The following is a 21,345-nucleotide window of genomic DNA, read 5'->3' as shown; positions in this document are numbered from 1 at the left end:
AGCTCGGACCGTCGCGCCGTCGACCTGCCGATCTGGCTCCACCGCTACAACTGGCATCGCCCGCACGGCGGGATAAAATCCCAGACGCCCATCAGCCGCCTCGGCCTCAACCGAGACAACCTATTGAGCCTCCACACCTAGGTCGGCGGCGTCGTTTCCGGCGGCAGCACCGTCTCGGGGGCCGTGGGCGACGTCGTGGTCGGCTCGGGCGAGGTCACCGGCGGGGTGCTCGGGATCGGCTCGGGTGCGACCTCGACGGGCGGCGGCGCGATCGTCGGCGCGGCGCCCGGGTTCGCCGGATTCAACGTCGAGTAGGGCTGCGGGCCCGCGGGGATGGTCGCGCTGGCGTTCGTGCCGCTGGCCTCGGCGCTCGCCGCCGCGGCCGGGCGGACCCGGGGCGCGGCCGCGCGCGGCTCGGCGCGAGCCACCTCGCGCGGGGCGGGAGCCGACGGAGGCGCCGCCCGTTCGGGCAGGATGTTCTGCGCGCGCTCGCCCGGCGCCGGCGCGGAGGGGGGCGCTTCGAGCGGCGCGACCGCGACCTCGCTGGTGGCCGCGCCGGGGGTCAGCTCCGGGATGCCGCTGTCGCCGCCGCGCATGGCGTAGAAGCCGATGCCGCCGGCGACGACGACCGCGACGGCGCCCGCCGCGATCGCGGCCGGGCTCACCCCGCCCGACGTCGCCGAGCGGGTCTTGCGGGCGGACGGGCGATGGATCGGGGCCACGAGGCCGGCGTCCTCGGCGTCCAGGGTCTCGCCGATGGTCGGGGCCGCCGCCGCCGCACCCATGGCGTAGGCGGTGGTCTGGTCGATGCGGTCTGCGTTCGGCGCCGTCCGCGCTTCGGCTTCACGGGCCGTGGCGAAACTGCGGGGCTCGGGAGCCACCTCGGGGGCCACGGTGACGGCCGGCGCGGCGCGGGCGGCCTTCTTCGAGACGAGGCCGCGCCGCTTCTTGCCGCGTTCCCACGCGGGCGTGGCGGCGAACATCACGCCTTCCTGCTCGGTGATCGGCTTGTCGCCGTCGTAGCTCATGCTCATAACGGTTCCCTCAACATCAGTTGAAGGTGTCAAACGGCGATATTTCGGTGCGGTTCCATCCAAAGCTCAAGCGATTCGGGTATCGCTCACGGTTCAGCTTCGGAATACTTCGTTGACCTGACGAATTCTCTACAACTTGTCGCCGCCCCGGCGCCACAATCCGAGTGTCAGGCGTTCCTTGACGTTCGCTGGGCGTCAGGTGTTTGATGGGTCGTCGACCAGCTCCGCGCCCGCAAGGTCAGTTGGGCGGCCATCGGCGAGAAGCTCGGCGTCTCGCGCCAGGCCGCCTGGGAGCGGTTCTCGTAACAACTTGTCTCACCAGTCCTTGACCGCCCCGACCGGCGCTCGCCAAGCTCCCCGGGGATTTCCGAGAGGGAGAGGATGCGGCTCCAGGCCCGGCTCAAGCGCGACCTCAAGTTCTGGCAGGGCCTCCAGCGCACGCTGAAGCGCGTCAAGTCGATCGCCAGGGACTCGGAGAACCTGATCTGCGACGACCTGCAGGCCGCCGTCGAGCAGCACCGCGCGCGTCCGGCGATGACGTTCGAGGGCCGGACCGTCACCTATGGCGAACTCGACGCCATGGCCAACCGCTACGCGCACTGGGCCAAGGGGCTGAACATCCGGCGCGGCCATGTGGTGGCGCTCTTCATGCCCAACCGGATGGAGTACTTCGCGGTCTGGTACGGCCTGTCCAAGGTCGGCGTGGTGACGGCGCTGATCAACAACCAGCTCTCGGGCCCGGCGCTGGCCCACAGCCTGAACATCTCGGGCGCCAACCACGTCATCGTAGATCCCGAGACCTCGTCCGTCTTCGAGCAGGCGCGCAAGCTGCTCGAACGCAACATGCACGAGTGGGTGCTGGGCGCCGCCCACGGCGACCAGCGCGACCTCGTCCAGGCGCTGAAGAGCTGCAGCCAGCTCCCGCCCGACCGCTCCGTCCGCGAAGACATGACGGCCGCCGACACCGCGCTGCTGATCTACACCTCGGGCACGACGGGCCTGCCCAAGGCGGCGCGGATCACCCACATGCGCGCCCAGCTCTACATGCGCGGGTTCGCCGGGGCGACGGGGGCCAGGGCCACCGACCGGATCTACGTGGCGCTGCCGCTCTATCACGCCACGGGCGGGCTCTGCGCCCTGGGCGCGGCGCTGCTGAACGGCGGCTCGGTGGTGCTGAAGCGGCGGTTCTCGGCCAGCCAGTTCTGGGGCGACATCGTCGAACAGGGCTGCACCATGTTCGTCTACATCGGCGAGCTCTGCCGCTACCTCGTCAACCACGCGCCCGACGAGAACGAGACGCGGCACAAGATCCGCCTCGCCTTCGGCAACGGCCTCAGGCCCGACGTCTGGCCGGAGATGAAGCAGCGCTTCCGGATCCCCGACATCCTGGAGTTCTACGGCTCGACCGAAGGCAACGTCTCGGCGTTCAACTTCGACGGCCACGAGGGTGCGATCGGCCGCGTCCCGAAGTGGATGAAGAAGCAGGTCAACTTCCGCCTCGTGCAGTTCGACGTCGAGTCGGGCGAGGTGGTCCGCGGGACGGACGGCCTCTGCATCGAGTGCGGGGCGGGACAGGTGGGCCAGTGCATCGGCCGGATCGCCGGCGACGCGCGAACGGAGTTCTCGGGCTACCTCGACAAGGCCGCCTCCGAGAAGAAGATCATCCAGAACGTCTTCGAGCGCGGCGACGCCTGGTTCGCCACCGGCGACCTGATGAAGATGGACGCCGAGGGCTATGTCTATTTCGTCGACCGCATCGGCGACACCTTCCGCTGGAAGGGCGAGAACGTCTCCACGAGCGAAGTCGAGGGCCGCCTGCAGGCGTTCCCCGGCATCGCCCAGGCCACGGTCTTCGGCGTCCAGGTGGACGGCGCCGAGGGCCGCGCCGGCATGGCCGCCCTGGTCCTCGACGGCGCGTTCGACGCCAAGGCGTTCGGCGAGCATGTGAAGCGCGAGCTGCCGAGCTACGCCCAGCCGCTGTTCCTGCGGGTGCTGCCCGCCATGGACACCACGGGCACCTTCAAGGTGCGCAAGGTGGACCTGGTGAAGGACGGCTACGACCCGGCGAAGATCAAGAGCCCGCTGTTCTTCCACGACCCCAAGCGGGGCTACGTGAAGCTGACCAAGTCGGTGTTCGACCGGCTGGCGGCGGGCGCCGTGCGGCTTTAACCGACAGCCGCCAGCCTCAGCCGGATCCGGCACACGACGCCCTCCGGCGCGAAGGTCTGCTCGGCCGCCCCGCCCAGGGGCCCCTTCAGGCTCCGCTCGATGAGCCGCGTGCCGAATCCGCTGCGGACCGGCGGCCAGACCGGCGGGCCCCCGGTCTCGCGCCAGGTCAGCGCCAGCTCACCGCGGACCACCCGCCACGACACCGTCACCCGCCCCGCCGCCACCGAGAGCGCGCCGTACTTGGCCGCGTTGGTGGCGAGTTCATGCAGGACCAGGCCGAGCGCCAGGGCCTCGGCCGGCGCCAGGTCCACGTCCTCGCCGTCGAGCGCGTAGCGGTCGGCGGGGTAGGGACGGAACTCGGCCCGCAGGACGTCGTCCAGGGCGGCGCTGCGCCAGCTCGTCTGGGTGAGCAGGTCGTGCGTCGACGAGAGCGCCATCAGCCGCGACTCGAACGCCTGGCGGAACGCCTCCGGCGTCTCCGAGGCGCGCAGCGTCTGGTCCGAGATCGCCTGCACGGTGGCCAGGGTGTTCTTCACCCGGTGGTTCAGTTCGTCGACCAGCAGCTTCTGCTGCCGCTCGGCCAGCACGCGGTCGGTGACGTCCGACCCCTCCACGAACACGCCGGACGCCTCGCCGCCGTCGGACGCGATCGGCTGGTAGATGAAATCGAGGAAGCGCTCCTCGAGCGGTCCGTCCGGATCGCGCTGCAACCGCACGCTGACCGCCCGGCCCACGAACGGCTCGCGGATCGCCATCACCTGGCGCAGCAGGTCCACGAACCCCTGCGCCTCCACCTCGGGCAGCGCTTCGCAGATCGGCCGGCCGATCACCTGCCGATGGCCGATCAGTTGCTGGTAGGCATGGTTGGCCAGCGCGAAGCGCAGGTCCGGCCCGGTCAGCACCGCCATGAACCCGGGGGCCTGCATGAACAGGTCGCGCAGGCCCCGCGTCTCCTGCGTCAGCGTCCGGTTCATCGCCTGCACCTCCTGCGCGCGCTGCAGGAGGTCGCTCTCGCCGCTGACCAGCGTCTCGCCGCCCGGGCCGTAGGCGATCTGCTTCAGCCGTTGCAGCTCGGTGACGTCCACGGTGTTCTGCACGATGAACGCGGTGTGCCCTTCGGCATCCAGGAGCGGCGTATGGTTCACCGACCAGTAGCGCATCTCGAACCCGCCCCCGCGGCTCACGGCGAGCTGGATCGGGTAGGGCAGGACGGCGATGGAATCGGGTCTTCCGCTCTCCAGCACGCGCTCGAACGACTCGCGCAGCAGCCGCCCGCTCTCGCCGGGGTTGGGGAACATCTCGAAGACGTCGCGCCCGATCAGCTCGTCGGGACGCCGCTCGGTCACCGCGCAGTAGACCGCGTTCGCATCGACGAACCGCAGGTCGCGGTCGAGCACCATGTAGGGGCTGGGAAGCGCCCGGAAGAGCGCCTCGAAGTCCGGCGTCGCCGCCCGCTGCGGTCGTTCGGCCTTCGTCACCGCTGCACGCTCCCCGTTCGATCAGGAACGCGGCGTGGCCAAGGTTGTTCCCGGCCTCGCCCAACCCCTGCAGCGACCCGCGGACTCGCCTATATTCGACGCCATGCCCGACACGCCGCCGTCATCGAACGAGGGCGCGCCCGCCCTGCGCGGCGCGGCGCTCATCAAGGACGAGGTCAGGCGCCTGCCCGACAAGCCGGGCGTCTACCGGATGATGGGCGACGACGGCGAGGTGCTCTACGTCGGCAAAGCGCGCAGCCTGAAGAAGCGGGTGATCCAGTACGCCCAGGGCCGGTTCCACACCCAGCGCATCGCCCACATGGTCGACCAGACGCGGTCGATGGAGTTCGTCACCACGCGGACCGAGACCGACGCGCTGCTGCTGGAGATCAACCTGATCAAGCAGCTCAAGCCGCGCTTCAACGTGCTGCTGCGCGACGACAAGAGCTTCCCGGAGATCGTCATCCGCCGCGAGCACCCGGCGGCCCAGCTCCGGAAACACCGCGGCGCCCACACCATCAAGGGCGACTACTTCGGCCCCTTCGCCAGCGCCTACTCGGTCAACAAGACGCTGAACACGCTGCAGAAGGCGTTCCTGCTCCGCTCCTGTTCCGACAGCGTCTACGAAAGCCGCACGCGCCCCTGCATGTTGCACCAGATCAAGCGCTGCGCGGCGCCCTGCACGGGCCTGATCTCCATCGAGGACTACTCGGGCCTGGTCGAACAGGCCGGCGACTTCCTGCGTGGCAAGTCGCGCGCCGTCATCGCCCGGATGGCCGAGCAGATGACCGCGGCCTCGGAAGAGATGGAGTTCGAGCGCGCCGCGCGCCTGCGCGACCGCATCCGCGCGCTGGCGTCCGTCGCCCAGGAGACCTCGATCAATCCCGAGACGGTGGACGAGGCCGACGTCTTCGCGCTGCACGCCGCGGGCGGCCAGGCCTGCGTGCAGGTCTTCTTCTTCCGCGCCGGGCAGAACTGGGGCAACCGCGCCTACTTCCCCAAGATCCCGCAGGGCGGCGCCGACAAGGCCGACGAGGACGCCGACGTCATGGGCGCGTTCCTGGGTCAGTTCTACGACGACAAGCCGATCCCGAAGCTGATCCTGGTCAACGTCGAGCCCGCCGAGCGCGAGCTGATCGCCGAGGCCTTCGCCCAGAAGTCGGGCCGCAAGGTCGAGATCGCCAGGCCCCTGCGCGGCGAGAAGAAGGGTCTGGTCGACCACGCCCTCGTCAACGCGCGCGAGGCGCTGGGCCGCAAGATGGCCGAGGGGTCCGCCCAGACGAAACTGCTGGCCCAGGTCTGCGAGGCGTTCGGGCTGGAGGCGCCGCCCGAGCGGATCGAGGTCTACGACAACAGCCACATCATGGGCACGAACGCCGTCGGCGGCATGATCGTGGCCGGCCCCGAGGGCTTCCAGAAGAGCCAGTACCGCAAGTTCAACATCAAGGGCGCCGACCTCACGCCGGGCGACGACTTCGGGATGATGAAGGAGGTGCTGCGCCGCCGCTTCGGCCGCCTGGTGAAGGAGGAAGAGGAGGGGATCGCCGCCGACGGCAAGGGCGCGGTCCGCCCCGACCTGGTGCTCATCGACGGCGGCATGGGGCAGGTAGGCGTCGTCATGGAGATCATGGCCGACCTCGGCGTCGACGACATCCCGGTGGTGGGCGTCGCCAAGGGGCCCGACCGCGACGCCGGCCTCGAGCGCTTCTACATCCCCGGCAAGCCCTACTTCATGCTCGAGCCGAAATCGCCGGTTCTGTACTACCTCCAGCGCCTGCGCGACGAGGCCCACCGCTTCGCCATCGGGACCCACCGCACCCGGCGCGCCATGGACCTGAAGAAGAACCCCCTGGACGAGATCGAGGGCGTCGGGCCGGGGCGCAAGCGCGCGCTGCTCCATGCGTTCGGCAGCGCGCGCGGCGTGAGCCGGGCGAGCGTCGAGGACCTGGCGAAGGTGGAGGGCGTGAACGTGGCGCTGGCCGAGCGGATCTACGGGTTCTTCCGGAAGGGGTGAGGCGGGCGCTCCACCCTATTTCATCACGCCGCCGGTCCTCGCCCACGCCTCCAGTGACGAGTGGACTTCGGCGTGCGGGAAGAACGGGTCAGTCTCGACGCTCCATGTGAGGTGGACCTGCGCGACCTCACTGCCGTCAATGCGGAAGAGGAAGTCGTCTCGTCCCTCATGGCGGGCCAAGAGGCGCGCAGATCGTCCGAAGAGCACATGTTCGAGTGGCATTTCCCGAACAAGTTCCGCTTCCAGGGAACGCCTCTCTTCCGGATCCGCAGCCCATCGCCAGCCCTCTGGCAACTCGGTCGGGGTTACGTCCATGGCCCGCATCCAGTTCGCCGCTCGACGGCCCACGCCGCCTTAAATCTCATGGTGGCCAGTTTGCCTTCCGCTCAGGCCAACTCAAGAACCGGCCGCACCCGAGAGGGCGCCGTCCTTGACTTGGCCTGAGCGGAAGGCTCCCGTGAGATTGAAGTCCCGGTCCCTTCGGGGCGAAGGGCCGGCTGACGGTTCGCTCCTCTTTGCCTCTCCTCCCCTGAACGTCATGGCCGGCCATGTGCCGGCCATCCAGAACGCGGGCATGCGCCGGCGGCCCTGGGGCGGGCGTCGGAGCGATCCTGGCGGGGACGGTGTTCATGGGTGGCCGGGACAAGCCCGGCCATGACGTTCGTGAGAGGGGGAGGGGAAGGAGAAGGGCGGAAGGGTGCCTCGACGCCGGTCGCCTCAGGAGGAGTCGGCGGGCCCCAGGCGCGCGGCGCCGGCGAGGAGGGCCTTGCGGCCGCGGGGCGGGGGTTCGGGTTGCGGAGCCAGGAGCGCCAGGCCCTTGGCGTAGCTGCGGCGGATGCGGACGACGGCGCCCGCCACCGCGGCCTCGATGGCGGCGGCGTCGAGTTCCGCATCGCCCACCAGGCGCAGCGGCGTCTCATAGTCGGGACGCTCGTACTCGTTCCAGTCGGCGCGTTCAGGTCGCTCTTCGCGGTCCTCCCGCTCGGGCGGGTCCTCGTCGGCGCCCGGCCCGGGATCGGCGGCGTGCGGAACGGCCCGCAAGGTCGCGAAGCCGCCGCTCCGGATGCGGAGCATGAGCGCGACCGACTGGCGCACGCCGCGGCCGGCGTCGCAGTAGGCGTCGGTGAGCGCGATCAGCGTGGCCGGGTCGTCGCCGGCGTCCAGCACCGCGCCGTGGAGACGGCGCACGACGTCCATCCCGAGCTTGGCCAGCTCGTTCAGCGAGCGCAGGGCGTCGTCTGTCGTGTCCATGAACAAAAAGAGAACACATGCAGGCCGCGCCGTCAAGCCCTGCGGGGCGCGACCCGCCGTCAGAAGGCGCGCAGGAGCGCGTCGACGTAGGTGTCGCCGCCGGACCACGGGTATTCGCTGACCGTCACCAGCATATGCACGATGCCGGTCAGGCCGCAGAGCAGCGCCTCGCCCTCGCGCGCGCAGTCGGCCTCGGGAGTCCCGCGCGCCGCGGCGATCAGGGGCCCGAAGCGGACGTAGCCCGACACCACATCGGTCTCCTCGATGAACCACCTGTCGCCGTCGCCTTCGCGGCGGTCCTCGATCAGGAAGACCATCCGGTAGCGGTCGGGGAACCGGAGCCAGTAGTCCACCAGCGCCTGCGCCACCCTGCGCAGCCGCAGCTTCGGATCCGCCTCCGCGGCCTCGGCCGCGTCCAGCTCGGCGAACAGGGGCTCGAACGCCTCGGACCACAGCGCCCTGACGATGGCGGTCTTGCCGGGAAAGTAGCCGTAGAGCGTCATCACCGGCATGCCCGCCCGGGCCGCGATCGCGCGCACGCTCAGGGCGGCGACGCCGCCGGTCTGGAACAGCGTGCGCGCCGCTTCGAGGATGCGCGCGCGCGCCGCTTCCTGCCGCTCTTCCTTCGGCGTCGCCGACCGGACCGCTCCTGGCATCTCATCCTCGCAGAGCCTCGCCCCCTTTCGTGTCCTGCTTGACGCTGCCGTACAAGTACGAATATCGTATTCGTACAAGTACGGATCTTCTTCGGGTCCGGACAACAACGGGAGGAAGGGATGGCCGGACACAGAGGGATCGACGGCGGGCGTCCATCGCGTCGCGTCGCCATCGGGCTGGGCGCGGGGATGGGCGCGGGCCTGGCGGGCCTGGCGGCGGCGCCGGAGGCGACGGCCGCCGCTGCGGGCCGGTCGGTCGACGTCGTGGTCGTCGGCGCGGGCTTCGCCGGACTGACGGCGGCCCTCAGGCTGCGCGCGGCCGGCCGCAGCGTCGTCGTCCTCGAGGCCGACGACAGGGTGGGCGGCCGCACCAAGCCCGGGAGGATCGCCGGGGAGGTGATCGACCTGGGCGGCCAGTGGGTCGGACCGTCGCAGACGCGCCTGCTCGACCTGGCCAGGCGGTACGGGACGGCGACCTATCCCCAGTTCGCCACCGGCCGGAACATCGCCGACATCGCCGGCCAGCGGGCCGACTACGAGGGCGAGACGCCGACGCTGGAGCCGGCCGCGATGGCCGAGTTCGTCGACGTGATCGGGAAGCTGGAAAAGCTGGCCCTCGAGATCCCGGGCGCGCGGCCGTGGACCTTCGCCGGCGCCGCGGACCTCGACTCCCAGACCATCGAGACGTGGATCGTGGCCAACGCGAAGACGCCGGCGGTGCGCTCGGCGATGCGCGTGCTGACGCGGGCGCTGCTCTCGGCCGAGCCGAGCCAGGTCTCGATGCTCGCCTATGCCGCCTATGCCGCCACGGCGGGCGGGTTCGGCGCGCTCATCTCCACGCGCGGCGGCGCGCAGGACGCCCTGTTCGAGGGCGGGACCTGGCAACTGGCGGCCAGGATGGCCGCGGACCTGGGCCCGGCCGTGGTGCTGAACGCGCCGGTGCAGCGGATCCGGCAGAGCGACGCCGGGGTCGTGGTCGGAACGCCGGACGCGGAATGGCGCGCGCGCTACGCGGTCGTCACGGCGCCCCCGCCGCTCGCCGGCCGCGTCCACTACGAGCCGCCGATGCCGGCGGCGCGGGACGGCCTGACGCAGCGCATGCCCATGGGCTGCGTCATCAAGGTCCACGTCGCCTACGCCCGGCCGTTCTGGCGCGAGCGGGGCCTGACCGGGCTGGTGCTGTCCGACCGGACCGAGTTCGGCCCCTGGTTCGACCATTCCCCGAGGCGCGGCGGCGGCGGGGGCCTGGTCGGCTTCTTCGACGGCGGGCCGGCCCAGCGGTGGGCGGATCGTTCCCCGGCGGATCGCCGCGCCAGGGTGCTGGGCGACATCGCGCTCTACTTCGGCGACGAGGCGCTGAAGCCCGTCGACTACCTCGAAGAGGTCTGGACCCGCGCGGCCAACCACCGGGGAGGCTACGTGGCCGCGCCGCCGCCCGGGGTCATCACCGCCTTCGGGCCGGCGCTCCACGAGCCGGTGGGCCGCATCCACTGGGCCGGCACGGAGACCGCCGACGCCTGGGTCGGCTACATCGACGGCGCCATCCGCTCCGGAGAGCGCGTCGCCGACGAGCTCGCGGCCCGGCTCTGACGCCGGCGCCGCCCGGACGCGGGGAGGGGAAGGCGCGCGGGGAGGGGGAAGGTTACCGGGCCGGAAACCTCCCTGACGGCGGCGTTCATGCGCGGTTCAAGGCCACGCTGGGAAACCGGCGGCGAGGATGGAGGCCCGACGCCGATGACCCGCAAGACCGCAAAGGCCGCGCCCGGCGCCCGCCCGTCGCCCTGGGCCGTGGCGCTGCTCGTCGTCTCGACCGGCTTCGCCGCCGTCGCCGTCATGCTCCTCACGACGGGCTTCGGCCTGCTCTAGTGTCCCGATTCCGAAGTTCGCAAGCGCGTGAGGCGGACACGGTCGAACTTCGGAATCGATAAGGACACTAGAGAAATATTTGTTTCTAGTGTGCTTTTTGGACCTGAAGTTCGCTCGGCGCTCCGACCCAGAAGCTGGGCGAACTTCAGATCCAGCACACTAGGACCTGTTCGCCGGCCCGGCGTGCGGACGTGACGAGGGCCGTCGCGGCGCGCCGGCGGCCGAGGCAGGCCGCGGATTTCGACGAAGTCCGCGCGGAACGGACGCGAACCAGCTAAGCTCGGGAACGAAGCCCAAGCCTGGACGCTCGATTCTCCGCATGAAGTCGCTGCCGAACATCCTGACCGCGTCCCGCCTGGTCATGGCGCTCTTCATGTTCGTGGCGTTCGCCGCGGCGGCGGGCGCGCTGCCCTACCTCTCGAACCGCATCGAGCCGGAGACGCAGTTCGCGCTCCAGCGCTGGGCGGTCTACGCCTTCGTCGTGGCGGCGGTGACCGACTTCTTCGACGGCTGGCTCGCCCGCAAGCTCCACGCCGAGAGCGTGTGGGGCGCGATCCTGGACCCGATCGGCGACAAGGTGCTGGTCTGCGGCGCCATCCTGGGCCTGCTGTCGCTGGGGCCCCAGCCGATGGTGGTGCTGCCGGCCGGCCTTATCCTCTTCCGCGAGTTCACCGTCTCGGCGCTGCGCGAAGTGGGCGCCGGCAAGGGCGTGAAGCTGCCGGTCACGCTGCTCGCCAAGTGGAAGACGACGCTGCAGCTCACCGCACTCGCCATGGAGCTGATCGTGGCCGCCTGGGGCGCCTTCAGCCTTCCTGACGGCACGCCCTTCCGCGAAAGCTTCGAGATCGCCGCCCACGCGCTGTTCTGGATCGCCACGCTGGTGACGCTGGTCACCGGCGTCCAGTACTGGGAACAGACCCGCAAGGCGCTGTCGACCTGAACGCGCCGCTCAGCACTCCGCCAGGTTGACGGCGAGCCCGCCCAGGCTGGTCTCCTTGTAGACGTGGCTCATGTCCTCGCCGGTGCGCTTCATGGTGGCGATGACCTTGTCGAGGCTGACCGTGTGCTGCCCGTCGCCCAGCATGGCGAGCCGCGTGGCGTCGATGGCCTTGACCGCGCCCATGGCGTTCCGCTCGATGCAGGGGATCTGCACCAGCCCGCCGATCGGATCGCAGGTGAGCCCCAGGTTGTGCTCCATCCCGATCTCGGCGGCGTTCTCGATCTGGGCGTTGGTGGCGCCCAGCGCGGCCGCCAGACCCGCCGCGGCCATGGAGCACGCCACGCCCACCTCGCCCTGGCAGCCCACCTCGGCGCCGGAGATCGACGCGTTGCGCTTGTAGAGCGCCCCGATCGCCGCCGCGGTCAGCAGGAAAGTCCGCCGCCCCGCCGCCGTGCCGCTGTGGAAGCGGTCGTAGTAGCGCAGCACCGCCGGCAGGAGGCCCGCCGCGCCGTTGGTCGGCGCCGTGACCACCCGCCCGCCGGCGGCGTTCTCCTCGTTCACCGCCAGGGCCCAGAGGTTCACCCAGTCCAGCGCCGACAGCGGGTCGGCGATCTGGCGGTCGGCGTTCTCGATCAGGTTCCTCCAGATGCCGTGCGCCCGCCGCTGGACCTGGAGCGAGCCCGGCAGCACGCCCTCGGTCTTCATGCCGCGCTCGATGCAGGCGTACATGGCGGCCGCGATCTCATCGAGACCGGCGTCGATCTCGGCCTCGGTGCGCACCGACAGCTCGTTGGCCGCCATCAGCCCGGCGATGCTGAGCCCGGCGGCCTGCGCCTGCCCCAGCAGCTCGGAGCCGCTGTCGAACGGGTAGGGGATCGGCAGCGCGCGGACGGGGGCGAGGTTGCGGGCGATCTCGTCCTCGTCGCGCACGAAGCCGCCGCCGATGGAGAAATAGGTGCGCGCCGCCAGCGTCCGGCCCTCGGCGTCGAAGGCGGCGAAGCCGAGCGCGTTCGGATGCTGCGGCAGGCGCGTGCGCCCATCCCACAGGATGTCGCGCGCCTCGTCGAAGCCGATCTCGCGCGCGCCGGCCAGCATCAGCCGCCCGTGCGCGCGCACGGCGGCCACCACGGCGTCGGCCGCATCCGGATCGAGGGTCCGCGGCTGAAAGCCCGCGAGCCCCAGGATCACCGCCCGGTCGGTCGCGTGCCCGCGGCCCGTCAGCGCCAGCGAGGCGTAGAGCGTGGTCTGCACCCGCGCCGTGCGGTCGAGGTCCCCGCCCAGCCGCTCGAGGAACCGGCCCGCCGCCGTCATCGGCCCCATCGTGTGCGAACTGGACGGGCCGATCCCCAGCTTGAAGAGGTCGAAGACGCTGACGTGCATGGCGCGCTCTCTGGACGCCTTGCGTCCGGGTTTCAAGCCGCGCCGGCGGTCGCCGCGTCTTGCTCAGCTCATCGGGCTCGCCGGCGGCGCGGGCTCGGGCAGCGGGATCCACTCGTCGTGGTCGGCGTCGGGGAGCTTCATGCGACCGGCGCGCCAGTCGGCCTTGGCCTGTTCGATGCGCTCCCTGGACGAGGAGACGAAGTTCCACTCGATGAAGCGCGGGCCCAGCGGCTCGCCGCCCAGCAGCATGACGATGGCGGGCGTGACGGCCGTGAAGAGCACCGGCTCGCCGGGCGCGAACACCAGCATCTGGCCGGCCTGGAACGTGCGGCCCCCGACCTCGACCTGACCCTGGGCGACATAGGCGGCCCGCTCGGGATACTCGGCCGGCAGTTCGGCCCGGGCCCCGGCGTCGAGGCGCCAGTGGACGTAGAACATCGGCGAGTGGGTCGCGACCTTCGCCTCGGCGCCGAACGCCTTGCCGGCGATCAGGCGGGCCCACATGCCGCCGCCCTCGTAGGTGGGCAGGTCGTCGGGGCCGTGGTTCGCGAAGGCCGGCTCGGTCTCCTCCAGTTCCGTGGGCAGGGCCACCCAGGCCTGGATCCCGTGGATGGCGCCGCCGCGGGCCCGAAGGGTCTCGAACCGCTCGGAATGGGTGATGCCGCGGCCCGCGGTCATCCAGTTCACCTCGCCGGGCTGGATGTCCTGCGTCACGCCGGTGGAGTCGCGGTGGGTGATCGCGCCGTCGAAGAGGTAGGTCACGGTCGACAACCCGATGTGCGGATGCGGCCGGACATCGACGTTGCGCGGGAAGCCGGGCTGAAACTCGGCCGGCCCCATGTGGTCGAAGAACGCGAACGGACCGACCATCCTGCGCCTGGCGAACGGCAGCACCCGCCCGACCTCGAACCCGCCGAGGTCCTTGCGGCGCTGGTCGATGACGAGGTCGATCATGTCGGGCTCCTTGTGTGCGGAGCCTCAGGATTGCGCCGGACCATGGCGAGCGCAACCGTCGCCGGGCCGGCGGAGCGGCCGCTCAGCCCTGCGCGCTCACATACGGGCTGACGAGGCCGAGCGGGGCGGCGGTGGTGTTCTTCACGGAGCGGATGACGATGCGGCTCTCGATGTTCGAGACCAGGCCCAGGCCCAGGATCTTGTCGCGCAGGAAGTCGTCGAACGCGTGCATGTCGCGGGTGACGATCCGCAGTTCGTAGTCGCACGCGCCGGTGACTGTGGCGCACTGGACGACCTCGGCCAGCTTGCCGATCGCGGTCTCGAAGCTCTCGAGGTTCTCCTTGGTCGGCAGGCTGAGCTTGACGGTGCAGTAGACCTCGAAGCCGAGGCCCAGCTTGTCGCGGTCGAGGATGGTGACGCGGCGCTGGATCACGCCCGCGTCCTCCAGCCTCTTGATGCGCCGCCAGCAGGGGCTGGAGGACAATCCGACCCGCTCGGCGATCTCGGCGACGGACAAACCTGCGTCGTGCTGGATCAAATCCAGGATCTTGGCATCGACCGCGTCGAGAGCCTCGGACAATTTTTCCTCCTGTCGACGCCACGAGAGCATATGGTTCTTGCCCCGGATGCGAGGTCGCAGGGCATGCTTTTGGCAAGCATTTGCGGCGCACTTATATGATCTTGCAGGCGACGTGGGGAGGCCCGAAAGGAAGAAAATTGCGATGCGCCACCAGGAAGTGACGCTCGACGACAAATTTCTGCTCACGGATGGCCGGGTGTTCATCACCGGGGTCCAGACGCTTCTCCGTGTCCTGATGGACCAGAAGCGGCTCGATTCCGCGGCCGGGCTGAACACGGCAGGCTTCGTTTCGGGCTATCGCGGCTCGCCGCTGGGCGGGCTCGACCAGCAGGCCGCGCGCGCGGGCAAGTACCTGAAGGCGGCGGAGGTCGTCTTCAAGGAGGGCCTAAACGAGGATCTCGCCGCCACGGCCGTGTGGGGCAGCCAGCAGGCCAACCTGTTCCCGCAGGCCCGCTACGACGGCGTCTTCGGCATGTGGTACGGCAAGGCGCCCGGCGTGGACCGCACCGGCGACGCCTTCAAGCACGCCAACTTCGCCGGCGTGTGGCCCAAGGGCGGCGTGCTGGCTGTGGCCGGCGACGACCACACCTGCAAGTCCTCCACCCTGCCCAGCCAGTCGGAGTACGCCTTCCAGGACTTCGAGATGCCGGTGCTGTCGCCCGCCGACGTGCAGGAGGTGCTGGACTACGGCCTGATGGGCTTCGCGCTCAGCCGCTTCTCGGGCCTGTGGGTCGGGATGATCGCGCTGGCCGACACCATGGATTCGGGCGCGACCATCGACGTCTCGCTGTCGCGCCACCGGTTCCATGCGCCCGAGAACTTCCGCCTCCCGGCGGGCGGGCTCGGCATCCGGCTCAAGGACCAGCCGCTCGACAAGGAGCGGCGCCTGCGCACCCAGAAGATCCCGGCGGCGCTCGCCTTCGCCCGCGCCAACCGGATCGACCGGATCGTGCTGGGCGCGGCGCGCCCGCGGCTGGGCATCGTCTGCCAGGGCCAGGCCTACAAGGACGTGATCGAGGCCTTCTCGGCGATGGGGATCACCCAGGCCGAGGCCGCCTCGCTGGGCGTCGCGATCTACAAGGTCGGCATGCCGTGGCCGCTGGAGCCTCAAGGGTTGCGCGGGTTTGCCGCCGGCCTCGAGACCCTGATGGTGATCGAGCACAAGCGGCCGCTGATCGAGACCCAGGCCCGCGCCGCGCTCTACGACCTGCCGGCCCATGCGCGCCCGGTCATCATCGGCAAGACCGACGAGACCGGCGCACCGCTGCTGTCGGAACTGACCTCGCTGTCGGTGGCGGAAATCGCGCTGGCCATCGCCGACCGGCTGCCGGCCGGCGGGCATATGGACCGGGTCTACGACTACCTGAACCGCGTCTCGGCCGCCTCGATGGCCGCGGTCACGCTCTCGGCCGACCAGCAGAGGAAGCCCTTCTTCTGCTCCGGCTGCCCGCACAACACCTCGACCCGCCTGCCGGAAGGCAGCCGCGCGCTGGCCGGCATCGGCTGCCACTACATGGCGAGCTTCAGCGACCCGGCGACCGACCTGAACAGCCACATGGGCGGCGAGGGGCTCTCCTGGATCGGGGCCTCGCCCTTCACCGACGAGAAGCACGTCTTCGTCAACCTGGGCGACGGCACCTACAACCACTCGGGCTCGCTCGCCATCCGCGCCGCCGTCGCGGCGAAGGCGAACATGACCTACAAGCTGCTGTTCAACGACGCGGTCGCCATGACCGGCGGCCAGCAGGCGGAGAGCGGCTTCACCGTCCCGCAGATCACCCGCCAGCTCGCCTCGGAAGGCGTGGCCAGGGTGGTGGTCGTGGCCGCCGAGCCCGAGCGCTACGCCGGGGTCACCGACCTGGCCCCCGGCGTCGAGGTCCGCCCGCGCATCGAGCTGATGAAGGTGCAGCGCGAGTTGCGCGACACCCCAGGTGTCACGGTGCTGATCTACGACCAGGTCTGCGCCACCGAGAAGCGCCGCCGCCGCAAGCGGGGCAAGATGGCCACCGCGCCGCAGCGGGTGATGATCAACCCGCTGGTCTGCGAGGGCTGCGGCGACTGCTCCAAGACGTCGAACTGCGTGTCGGTCGAGCCGCTGAACACCGCGTTCGGCCGCAAGCGGAAGATCAACCAGTCGACCTGCAACCAGGACTATTCGTGCCTGGACGGCTTCTGCCCGAGCTTCATCACCCTGGAGGGCGCCGAGAACGCGCACCGCGAGGCGATGCCGGCGCTGACGGCCGACTCGACGCCGCTGCCGGCGTTCCGGGACCTGAAGGGCGTGCAGAACATCGTCTTCACCGGCGTCGGCGGTACGGGCGTCACCACGGTGGCGTCGATCCTGGCCATGGCCGCCCACGTCGACGGCCGCTCGGCCAGCGTGGTCGACATGACGGGCCTGGCGCAGAAGGGCGGGGCGGTCTTCAGCCACGTGCGCATCGGCGAGACCGAGACCACCACCATCGGCGGGCGTGTCCCGGCGGCGAGCGCCAACGTGCTGATTGCATGTGACCTGCTCTCGGCCGCCGGCCCCGACGCGCTGGCGCTCTATGCGAAGGACCGGACGGTGGCGGTGGGCAACGCCGACTTCGCGCCGACCGCCGACTTCGTCACCGACCGCGACGTGCGCTTCGACGCCGACGAGCAGGGCCGTCGCATCGCCGCGGCCGTGCAGAGCTATGACGCCGCGCCAGCCAGCCACCTGGCCGAGAGCCAGCTGGGCGACGCGATCTACGCCAACATGATCATGCTGGGCTTCGCCTGGCAGAAGGGCGTGATCCCGGTGTCGAGCCGCGCGCTCTTCCGCGCCATCCATCTGAACGGCGTCGAGGCCGAGGCCAACCTCCAGGCCTTCGAACTGGGCCGGAAGGCGGCCCACGACCCGTCGGCCCGGGGCAAGCGCGAGGACGACGTGCCCACGCCGGAGACGATGCCGCTGGACGAGCTGATCGCCCATCGCGTGGCCGAGCTCGCCGCCTACCAGGACAAGGCCTACGCCGACCGCTACCTCGCCCGCGTGGAGAAGGTGCGCGCCGCCGAGGCCGCCCTGGGCTCGAGCGACCTCACCCGCGCCGTGGCGGTCAGCCTCTACAAGCTGATGGCCTACAAGGACGAGTACGAGGTGGCGCGGCTCTACACCGACGGCCGCTTCGCCAGATACCGCGCCGAGACCTTCAAGGGCGGCAAGGCCAAGGTGTGGCTCTCACCGCCGCTGCTGGCCCGCAAGGGGCCGGACGGCAAGCCGGTGAAGGTGGCCTTCTCGCCCTGGATGCTGGACCTGGCGTTCCCGACGCTGGCGAAGCTCAAGGGCCTGCGCGGCGGCGCCCTCGACGTGTTCGGCAAAACCGCCGAGCGCAGGATGGAGCGCGGCCTGATCGCCGACTTCGAAGCCGACGTCGACACGCTGGCCGCCGGCCTCACGAAGGCCAACCACCACCTCTCGGTCCAGCTCGCGGCGGTCCCGCAGCAGATCCGCGGCTTCGGCCACGTGAAGGAGGCCAGCGTGGGCCCGGCCAAGGCCGAGGCGAAGCGCCTGTGGAAGGCGTGGGCCGATGTCGGCGCGAAGGCGGCGGCGGAGGCGTAGCTCCACCATTCCAAACGTCATCCCGCGGACAACCGCGGGATGACGTGCGAGGGGATGACAAACGGAGGTCAGGGCTTCAGCGTGGCGAAAACCGCCACGGAGGCTGCCATGGACTGGCCCGTCATCACCGCCGAGCTGGAACAGCTCCTGAAGCTGCGGTCGATCCCGTTCGGGATGAAGCTCTACGAGGACCGCGCCGAGATGGAGGCCGTCCCGCGCATCCGGCGGCCGCAGCACGTCCACACGCTGGACCAGCTCGTGGGGCAGGCCTCGCGGCTGGGCTGGACGGTCGGCGTCACCGCCGACGACCTGGTCGGCAGCCAATGCCGCGCGGTCGTGGGCCTGGGCGGCGCCAAGACGCCGGAGTGGCAGTCGGGCAAGCACATGACCGGCGTCTGGTTCGAGACGATCGAAGACGCCACGGCCCACCAGGCGGCGATGCACTGCGTGCCGGACGGGCGCTATGAGGCGCTGGCCATCGGCCCCTTGAGCGCCGGCAAGATCGCCGACTTCGACATCGCGCTCTTCTACGCGACGCCCGGGGCGATGATCTATTTCATCAATGGCTTGCAGTGGTCGGGCTACAAGAAGTTCGACTGGGGCGTGGTGGGCGAGAGCGCCTGCGCGGACAGCTGGGGCCGGGCGCTCACCAGGCGCGAGCCCAGCCTCTCCATCCCCTGCTTCGCCGAGCGCCGCTACGGCGGCGTCCTCGACGACGAGATGCTGATGGCGCTCCCGGGCGAGCACCTGGTCAAGGCCATCGCCGGCATGAAGGCGCTCGCGAAAAACGGCTTCCGCTACCCCTTCCCGCAGTACGGCGTGCAGCAGGACGTGCGGGCGGGGATGGCGGTGAGCTATGGACCGTAGAGCTAGTGAGTCTGCGATAGGGTGATCGTCTTCGAGAAATCGCCTGCGCGTGCGTCGCGCTCGCGGACGAAGACATAGAAGAGGCCGCCGTCGCCCCAGTTCATCCCGAGCGCGTTGTCGGAGTCGAACTGAAGAAGCAGGCGCCACTCACGCGCCGCGCGCCGGATCGCATCTGTGACGTCAGCGCCCTCGGGCAGCCCGCGCCGAATGAGCTCGCATGAGATCCACATTTGATCGCCCTGGATCTCTGAAGGATAGCCTCCGATGCGATGCTCCGGCCCGTCACCGAACGGCGCGCCCGTCATGTCGGAGAGCTCGTCGAGTTCTGCCTCAGAGACATCGATCTCCTGCAAGTCGATGCCCAGCCAGTCGAGACTCGGCCGGGACGTGAAGGTTTCAAAGGTCACCTTCCGTTCGGGATAGCGCCGAACGCCGGCGGGCGGCTCGCGGGTGACGACGGGCTCATCGCGGTGGAGCGCGATCTCGATCTGGTCGGCAAACCCGTAACCGTCACCATCCAGGAACGCGTAGACGCGGCCGGTCTCCGGCAGCCAGTCCGGTCCGCCGTGGGCCCGCACGTCAGCGAGATCGATCTGGGCGAGGAATGCGCGGTTGCGGCCACGAGAGGTCGGCCATAGGGCCGTCATCGGCAGCTCAGGGTCGCCGCCGAACCTCGAGAACGCCAGGCTCTTCGCGGGAATGAGGCGCAAAGTCGGCAGCGCCATCCGCGTCATGCGCGACTTGATCGCCGAAGCTTCTGATCGTGATCGCGCTTTGGCGGCGCGCCGAGGGCGCAGCCTCAAGATCACGGCGCTGCCGACGAAGGCGATGGCCGCCAAGAGAACGAGGTAAGCGGCTCCCGCCCCGACGGCGAGCAGCGCGACCTGCAAAGTCCGCCACAACGTGTCCATGCCAAGATCAGCTTCTCACACCGCGGGGCGCTCGACAAGAACAATAAGCGAACATCAATAGGCCCGCGCTGGAATCCGGTAGACGACCGCGTCGTACTTCGCGCCCGGACGCTCGGCGATGAGCTGGCCACCGAGGCGTTCGGCGATGCGGCGGCTGGCGGTGTTTTCCACGGCGACGGGCCAGAGGAAGCCGGGCTTCCCGGTAGCGGCGGAGGCCCAGCGGAGCAGGGCCGCCACGGCTTCGGCGCCGTAGCCTTGGCTGTGGGCGGTGACCCTCAGCCAGATGCCGAGTTCGGGCGTCTCGTCGGTGAGGCGTTCGGCGGCGCAGACGCCCAGGCACTCGCCGGTGTCGCGGCGGCGGATCACGAGGTTCATGTCGGCCGCGGGATCGGCGACCGCCAGCGCGGCCGCGCGGACCTGGAAGGCCTCTCGCGACGGCGGGTCCCAGCTCATCCAGCGGGTGACCTCGGGGGTGATCGCGGCGAACACCTCGTCGGCGTCGGCGAGGGTGAAACGGTGGAGCGTCAGGCGCGGGGTCTCGATTTCAGCCACCGCCCGTCTCCACGGCGACGGAGCCGTCCGGCCGTTCGGTGACCTTCAGGCCGGCGGAGAGGTCGACTTCGCCCAGGTCCACGTCTTCGCGAGGCGTGATCAGCCACGTCCGCCGCCCCGCCGTCGCCAGCACGATGCGGCCGGAGCCCCAGGTGTCCTCGGCGCGGCCCTTCAGCGCCGCGTACATGGGGTTGCGGCGCCAGGCGTGGGGGTTGGCGGGGTCGCATCTCGCGATCAGCCACTTGCCCTCGGCGTCCTGGTCGAGGACCACCTTCGTCTGGTCGGGGCGGAAGCGGTGGGGCATCTCCTCGTCCATCAGCCAGACGCACGCGAAGGTGCGGCAGGCGTGCGGGCGGGTCTCGTAAATCGTGCAGCCTGCGCCCGGCTTCGTGTGGTCGCAGAGCTTGCCGACCGGCTTGGCGAGGTCGGCGACGGCCAGCACCTTGCAGCACATCGTGCAGGGGCCGCAGGTCTTCACCGCGCGACGCCGACCCAGACGATGTGGCGCGGGCCCTTGCCCGACGGGCTGGCGCCCACCCGGTGCTCGGTGACGGCGAAGCCCGCGCGGCGCAGGCGCCCGGCGAAGGCCTGGTCCGGGCCGGCGGACCAGACGGCCAGCACGCCGCCGGTCTTCACCGCCCGCCGCATCGCAGCCAGCCCGGCCACGGAATAGAGGCCGTCGTTGGCGTCGCGGTTCAGGCCGTCGGGGCCGTTGTCCACGTCCATCAGGATCACGTCGTAGGGCGGCCTGGCCCCCGCCAGCAGGTCGGCGACGTCCGTCAGCACGACGCGAGCCCGCGGGTCGTCGAGGCTGTCGCCGTAGAGGCGGGCCATGTGCGTGCGGCCCCAGTCGATCACCTGCGGCACCAGCTCGGCGACGGTGATCTCGGCGTCCTTCGGCAGGGCGGCCAGCGCGGCGCGCAGGGTGAAGCCCATGCCCAGGCCGCCGATCAGCATGCGCGGCGCCCTGGTCGGCGGCAGCCTCGCGACGGCAAGGTCGCACAGCGCGACCTCCGAGCCGTAGAGCCGGCTGTTCATCAGCTCGATCCCGCCCGACATGATCGAATAGTCCTGTCCCCGCTGCATGAGCCGCAGTTCGCCGCCGCCGGG

Annotated in this window: 19 protein-coding genes and 1 pseudogene; 8 read left to right on the top strand and 12 right to left on the bottom strand. The window is 70.5% G+C overall.

The window, feature by feature from the left end:
• A pseudogene (locus tag JNL41_RS16545) lies at nucleotides 1–141 on the top strand (IS481 family transposase); the annotation flags it as partial.
• On the opposite strand, the gene JNL41_RS16540 reads toward JNL41_RS16545, so the two are convergent.
• On the bottom strand, nucleotides 138–1,034 hold the full coding sequence (locus JNL41_RS16540; protein ID WP_293476858.1) for a hypothetical protein: 897 nt from the start codon (nucleotides 1,032–1,034) through the stop codon (nucleotides 138–140). The pseudogene JNL41_RS16545 and the gene JNL41_RS16540 overlap by 4 nt on opposite strands.
• 381 nt (nucleotides 1,035–1,415) lie before the next feature.
• On the opposite strand from JNL41_RS16540, the gene JNL41_RS16535 reads away from it, so the two are divergent.
• Nucleotides 1,416–3,203 (top strand): long-chain-acyl-CoA synthetase, encoded by a 1,788-nt coding sequence (locus JNL41_RS16535; protein WP_293476857.1) that lies wholly within the window; start codon nucleotides 1,416–1,418, stop codon nucleotides 3,201–3,203.
• Here the strand turns inward: JNL41_RS16535 and JNL41_RS16530 are convergent.
• Entirely contained in the window at nucleotides 3,200–4,681 is a 1,482-nt protein-coding gene (locus JNL41_RS16530) for a PAS domain-containing protein (protein ID WP_293476855.1), read from the bottom strand. The two genes, JNL41_RS16535 and JNL41_RS16530, sit on opposite strands and share 4 nt — an antisense overlap.
• A gap of 103 nt (nucleotides 4,682–4,784) precedes the next feature.
• On the opposite strand from JNL41_RS16530, the gene uvrC reads away from it, so the two are divergent.
• The gene (gene uvrC, locus JNL41_RS16525) at nucleotides 4,785–6,695 is read left to right on the top strand and encodes an excinuclease ABC subunit UvrC (RefSeq protein WP_293476860.1); all 1,911 of its coding nucleotides are present in this window, start codon (nucleotides 4,785–4,787) and stop codon (nucleotides 6,693–6,695) included.
• A 15-nt stretch (nucleotides 6,696–6,710) separates the two neighbouring features.
• On the opposite strand, the gene JNL41_RS16520 is transcribed toward uvrC, so the two are convergent.
• The 3 genes from JNL41_RS16520 to JNL41_RS16510 all read right to left on the bottom strand — a co-directional run bounded on the left by JNL41_RS16520 (nucleotide 6,711) and on the right by JNL41_RS16510 (nucleotide 8,602).
• Nucleotides 6,711–7,010 carry a hypothetical protein gene (locus JNL41_RS16520; protein WP_293476853.1) on the bottom strand — a complete coding sequence of 100 codons (300 nt, stop codon included), beginning with the start codon at nucleotides 7,008–7,010 and terminating at the stop codon, nucleotides 6,711–6,713.
• 402 nt (nucleotides 7,011–7,412) lie between these two features.
• Nucleotides 7,413–7,946 (bottom strand): hypothetical protein, encoded by a 534-nt coding sequence (locus JNL41_RS16515; RefSeq protein ID WP_293476851.1) that lies wholly within the window; start codon nucleotides 7,944–7,946, stop codon nucleotides 7,413–7,415.
• Between the two features lie 59 nt (nucleotides 7,947–8,005).
• Complete coding sequence (locus JNL41_RS16510) at nucleotides 8,006–8,602, bottom strand: TetR/AcrR family transcriptional regulator (protein WP_293476849.1); 597 nt, start codon at nucleotides 8,600–8,602, stop codon at nucleotides 8,006–8,008.
• Between the two features lie 120 nt (nucleotides 8,603–8,722).
• Here JNL41_RS16510 and JNL41_RS16505 point away from each other — a divergent pair, with 120 nt between their 5' ends.
• The 3 genes from JNL41_RS16505 to pgsA all read left to right on the top strand — a co-directional run bounded on the left by JNL41_RS16505 (nucleotide 8,723) and on the right by pgsA (nucleotide 11,408).
• On the top strand, nucleotides 8,723–10,192 hold the full coding sequence (locus JNL41_RS16505) for an FAD-dependent oxidoreductase (protein WP_293476847.1): 1,470 nt from the start codon (nucleotides 8,723–8,725) through the stop codon (nucleotides 10,190–10,192).
• A 144-nt stretch (nucleotides 10,193–10,336) separates the two neighbouring features.
• Complete coding sequence (locus JNL41_RS16500) at nucleotides 10,337–10,468, top strand: hypothetical protein (RefSeq protein WP_293476846.1); 132 nt, start codon at nucleotides 10,337–10,339, stop codon at nucleotides 10,466–10,468.
• Nucleotides 10,469–10,787: 319 nt separating this feature from the next.
• The gene (gene pgsA / locus JNL41_RS16495) at nucleotides 10,788–11,408 is read left to right on the top strand and encodes a CDP-diacylglycerol--glycerol-3-phosphate 3-phosphatidyltransferase (RefSeq protein ID WP_293476845.1); all 621 of its coding nucleotides are present in this window, start codon (nucleotides 10,788–10,790) and stop codon (nucleotides 11,406–11,408) included.
• A gap of 9 nt (nucleotides 11,409–11,417) precedes the next feature.
• Here the strand turns inward: pgsA and JNL41_RS16490 are convergent, their stop codons facing one another.
• The 3 genes from JNL41_RS16490 to JNL41_RS16480 all read right to left on the bottom strand — a co-directional run bounded on the left by JNL41_RS16490 (nucleotide 11,418) and on the right by JNL41_RS16480 (nucleotide 14,322).
• The gene (locus JNL41_RS16490; protein ID WP_293476843.1) at nucleotides 11,418–12,788 is read right to left on the bottom strand and encodes an L-serine ammonia-lyase; all 1,371 of its coding nucleotides are present in this window, start codon (nucleotides 12,786–12,788) and stop codon (nucleotides 11,418–11,420) included.
• A 63-nt stretch (nucleotides 12,789–12,851) separates the two neighbouring features.
• Nucleotides 12,852–13,742 carry a pirin family protein gene (locus JNL41_RS16485; protein WP_293476841.1) on the bottom strand — a complete coding sequence of 297 codons (891 nt, stop codon included), beginning with the start codon at nucleotides 13,740–13,742 and terminating at the stop codon, nucleotides 12,852–12,854.
• 82 nt (nucleotides 13,743–13,824) lie between these two features.
• The gene (locus tag JNL41_RS16480; protein WP_293476839.1) at nucleotides 13,825–14,322 is read right to left on the bottom strand and encodes an Lrp/AsnC family transcriptional regulator; all 498 of its coding nucleotides are present in this window, start codon (nucleotides 14,320–14,322) and stop codon (nucleotides 13,825–13,827) included.
• Between the two features lie 142 nt (nucleotides 14,323–14,464).
• Between JNL41_RS16480 and JNL41_RS16475 the strand changes: the two genes are divergently transcribed.
• The gene (locus tag JNL41_RS16475) at nucleotides 14,465–17,905 is read left to right on the top strand and encodes an indolepyruvate ferredoxin oxidoreductase family protein (RefSeq protein ID WP_293476837.1); all 3,441 of its coding nucleotides are present in this window, start codon (nucleotides 14,465–14,467) and stop codon (nucleotides 17,903–17,905) included.
• Nucleotides 17,906–18,013: 108 nt separating this feature from the next.
• Entirely contained in the window at nucleotides 18,014–18,772 is a 759-nt protein-coding gene (locus JNL41_RS16470) for a DUF169 domain-containing protein (RefSeq protein WP_293476835.1), read from the top strand.
• A 2-nt stretch (nucleotides 18,773–18,774) separates the two neighbouring features.
• Here the strand turns inward: JNL41_RS16470 and JNL41_RS16465 are convergent, their stop codons facing one another.
• From JNL41_RS16465 to JNL41_RS16450, 4 genes are all read right to left on the bottom strand, one after another.
• On the bottom strand, nucleotides 18,775–19,683 hold the full coding sequence (locus JNL41_RS16465; protein WP_293476834.1) for a YwqG family protein: 909 nt from the start codon (nucleotides 19,681–19,683) through the stop codon (nucleotides 18,775–18,777).
• 54 nt (nucleotides 19,684–19,737) lie between these two features.
• The gene (locus tag JNL41_RS16460) at nucleotides 19,738–20,235 is read right to left on the bottom strand and encodes a GNAT family N-acetyltransferase (protein WP_293476833.1); all 498 of its coding nucleotides are present in this window, start codon (nucleotides 20,233–20,235) and stop codon (nucleotides 19,738–19,740) included.
• Nucleotides 20,228–20,713 carry a YkgJ family cysteine cluster protein gene (locus JNL41_RS16455; RefSeq protein ID WP_293476831.1) on the bottom strand — a complete coding sequence of 162 codons (486 nt, stop codon included), beginning with the start codon at nucleotides 20,711–20,713 and terminating at the stop codon, nucleotides 20,228–20,230. The genes JNL41_RS16460 and JNL41_RS16455 overlap by 8 nt, the downstream gene beginning before the upstream one ends.
• Nucleotides 20,710–21,345 (bottom strand): spermidine synthase (locus JNL41_RS16450; RefSeq protein WP_293476829.1); only part of this gene is annotated, 636 nt, incomplete at its 5' end. The genes JNL41_RS16455 and JNL41_RS16450, both read right to left, overlap by 4 nt.

The sequence above is a fragment of the Phenylobacterium sp. genome, from assembly GCF_016793285.1.
Classification (GTDB): domain Bacteria; phylum Pseudomonadota; class Alphaproteobacteria; order Caulobacterales; family Caulobacteraceae; genus Phenylobacterium.
Note: the sequence above shows the minus strand (reverse complement) of the source record. Positions and strands in the feature narration are given on the sequence as shown.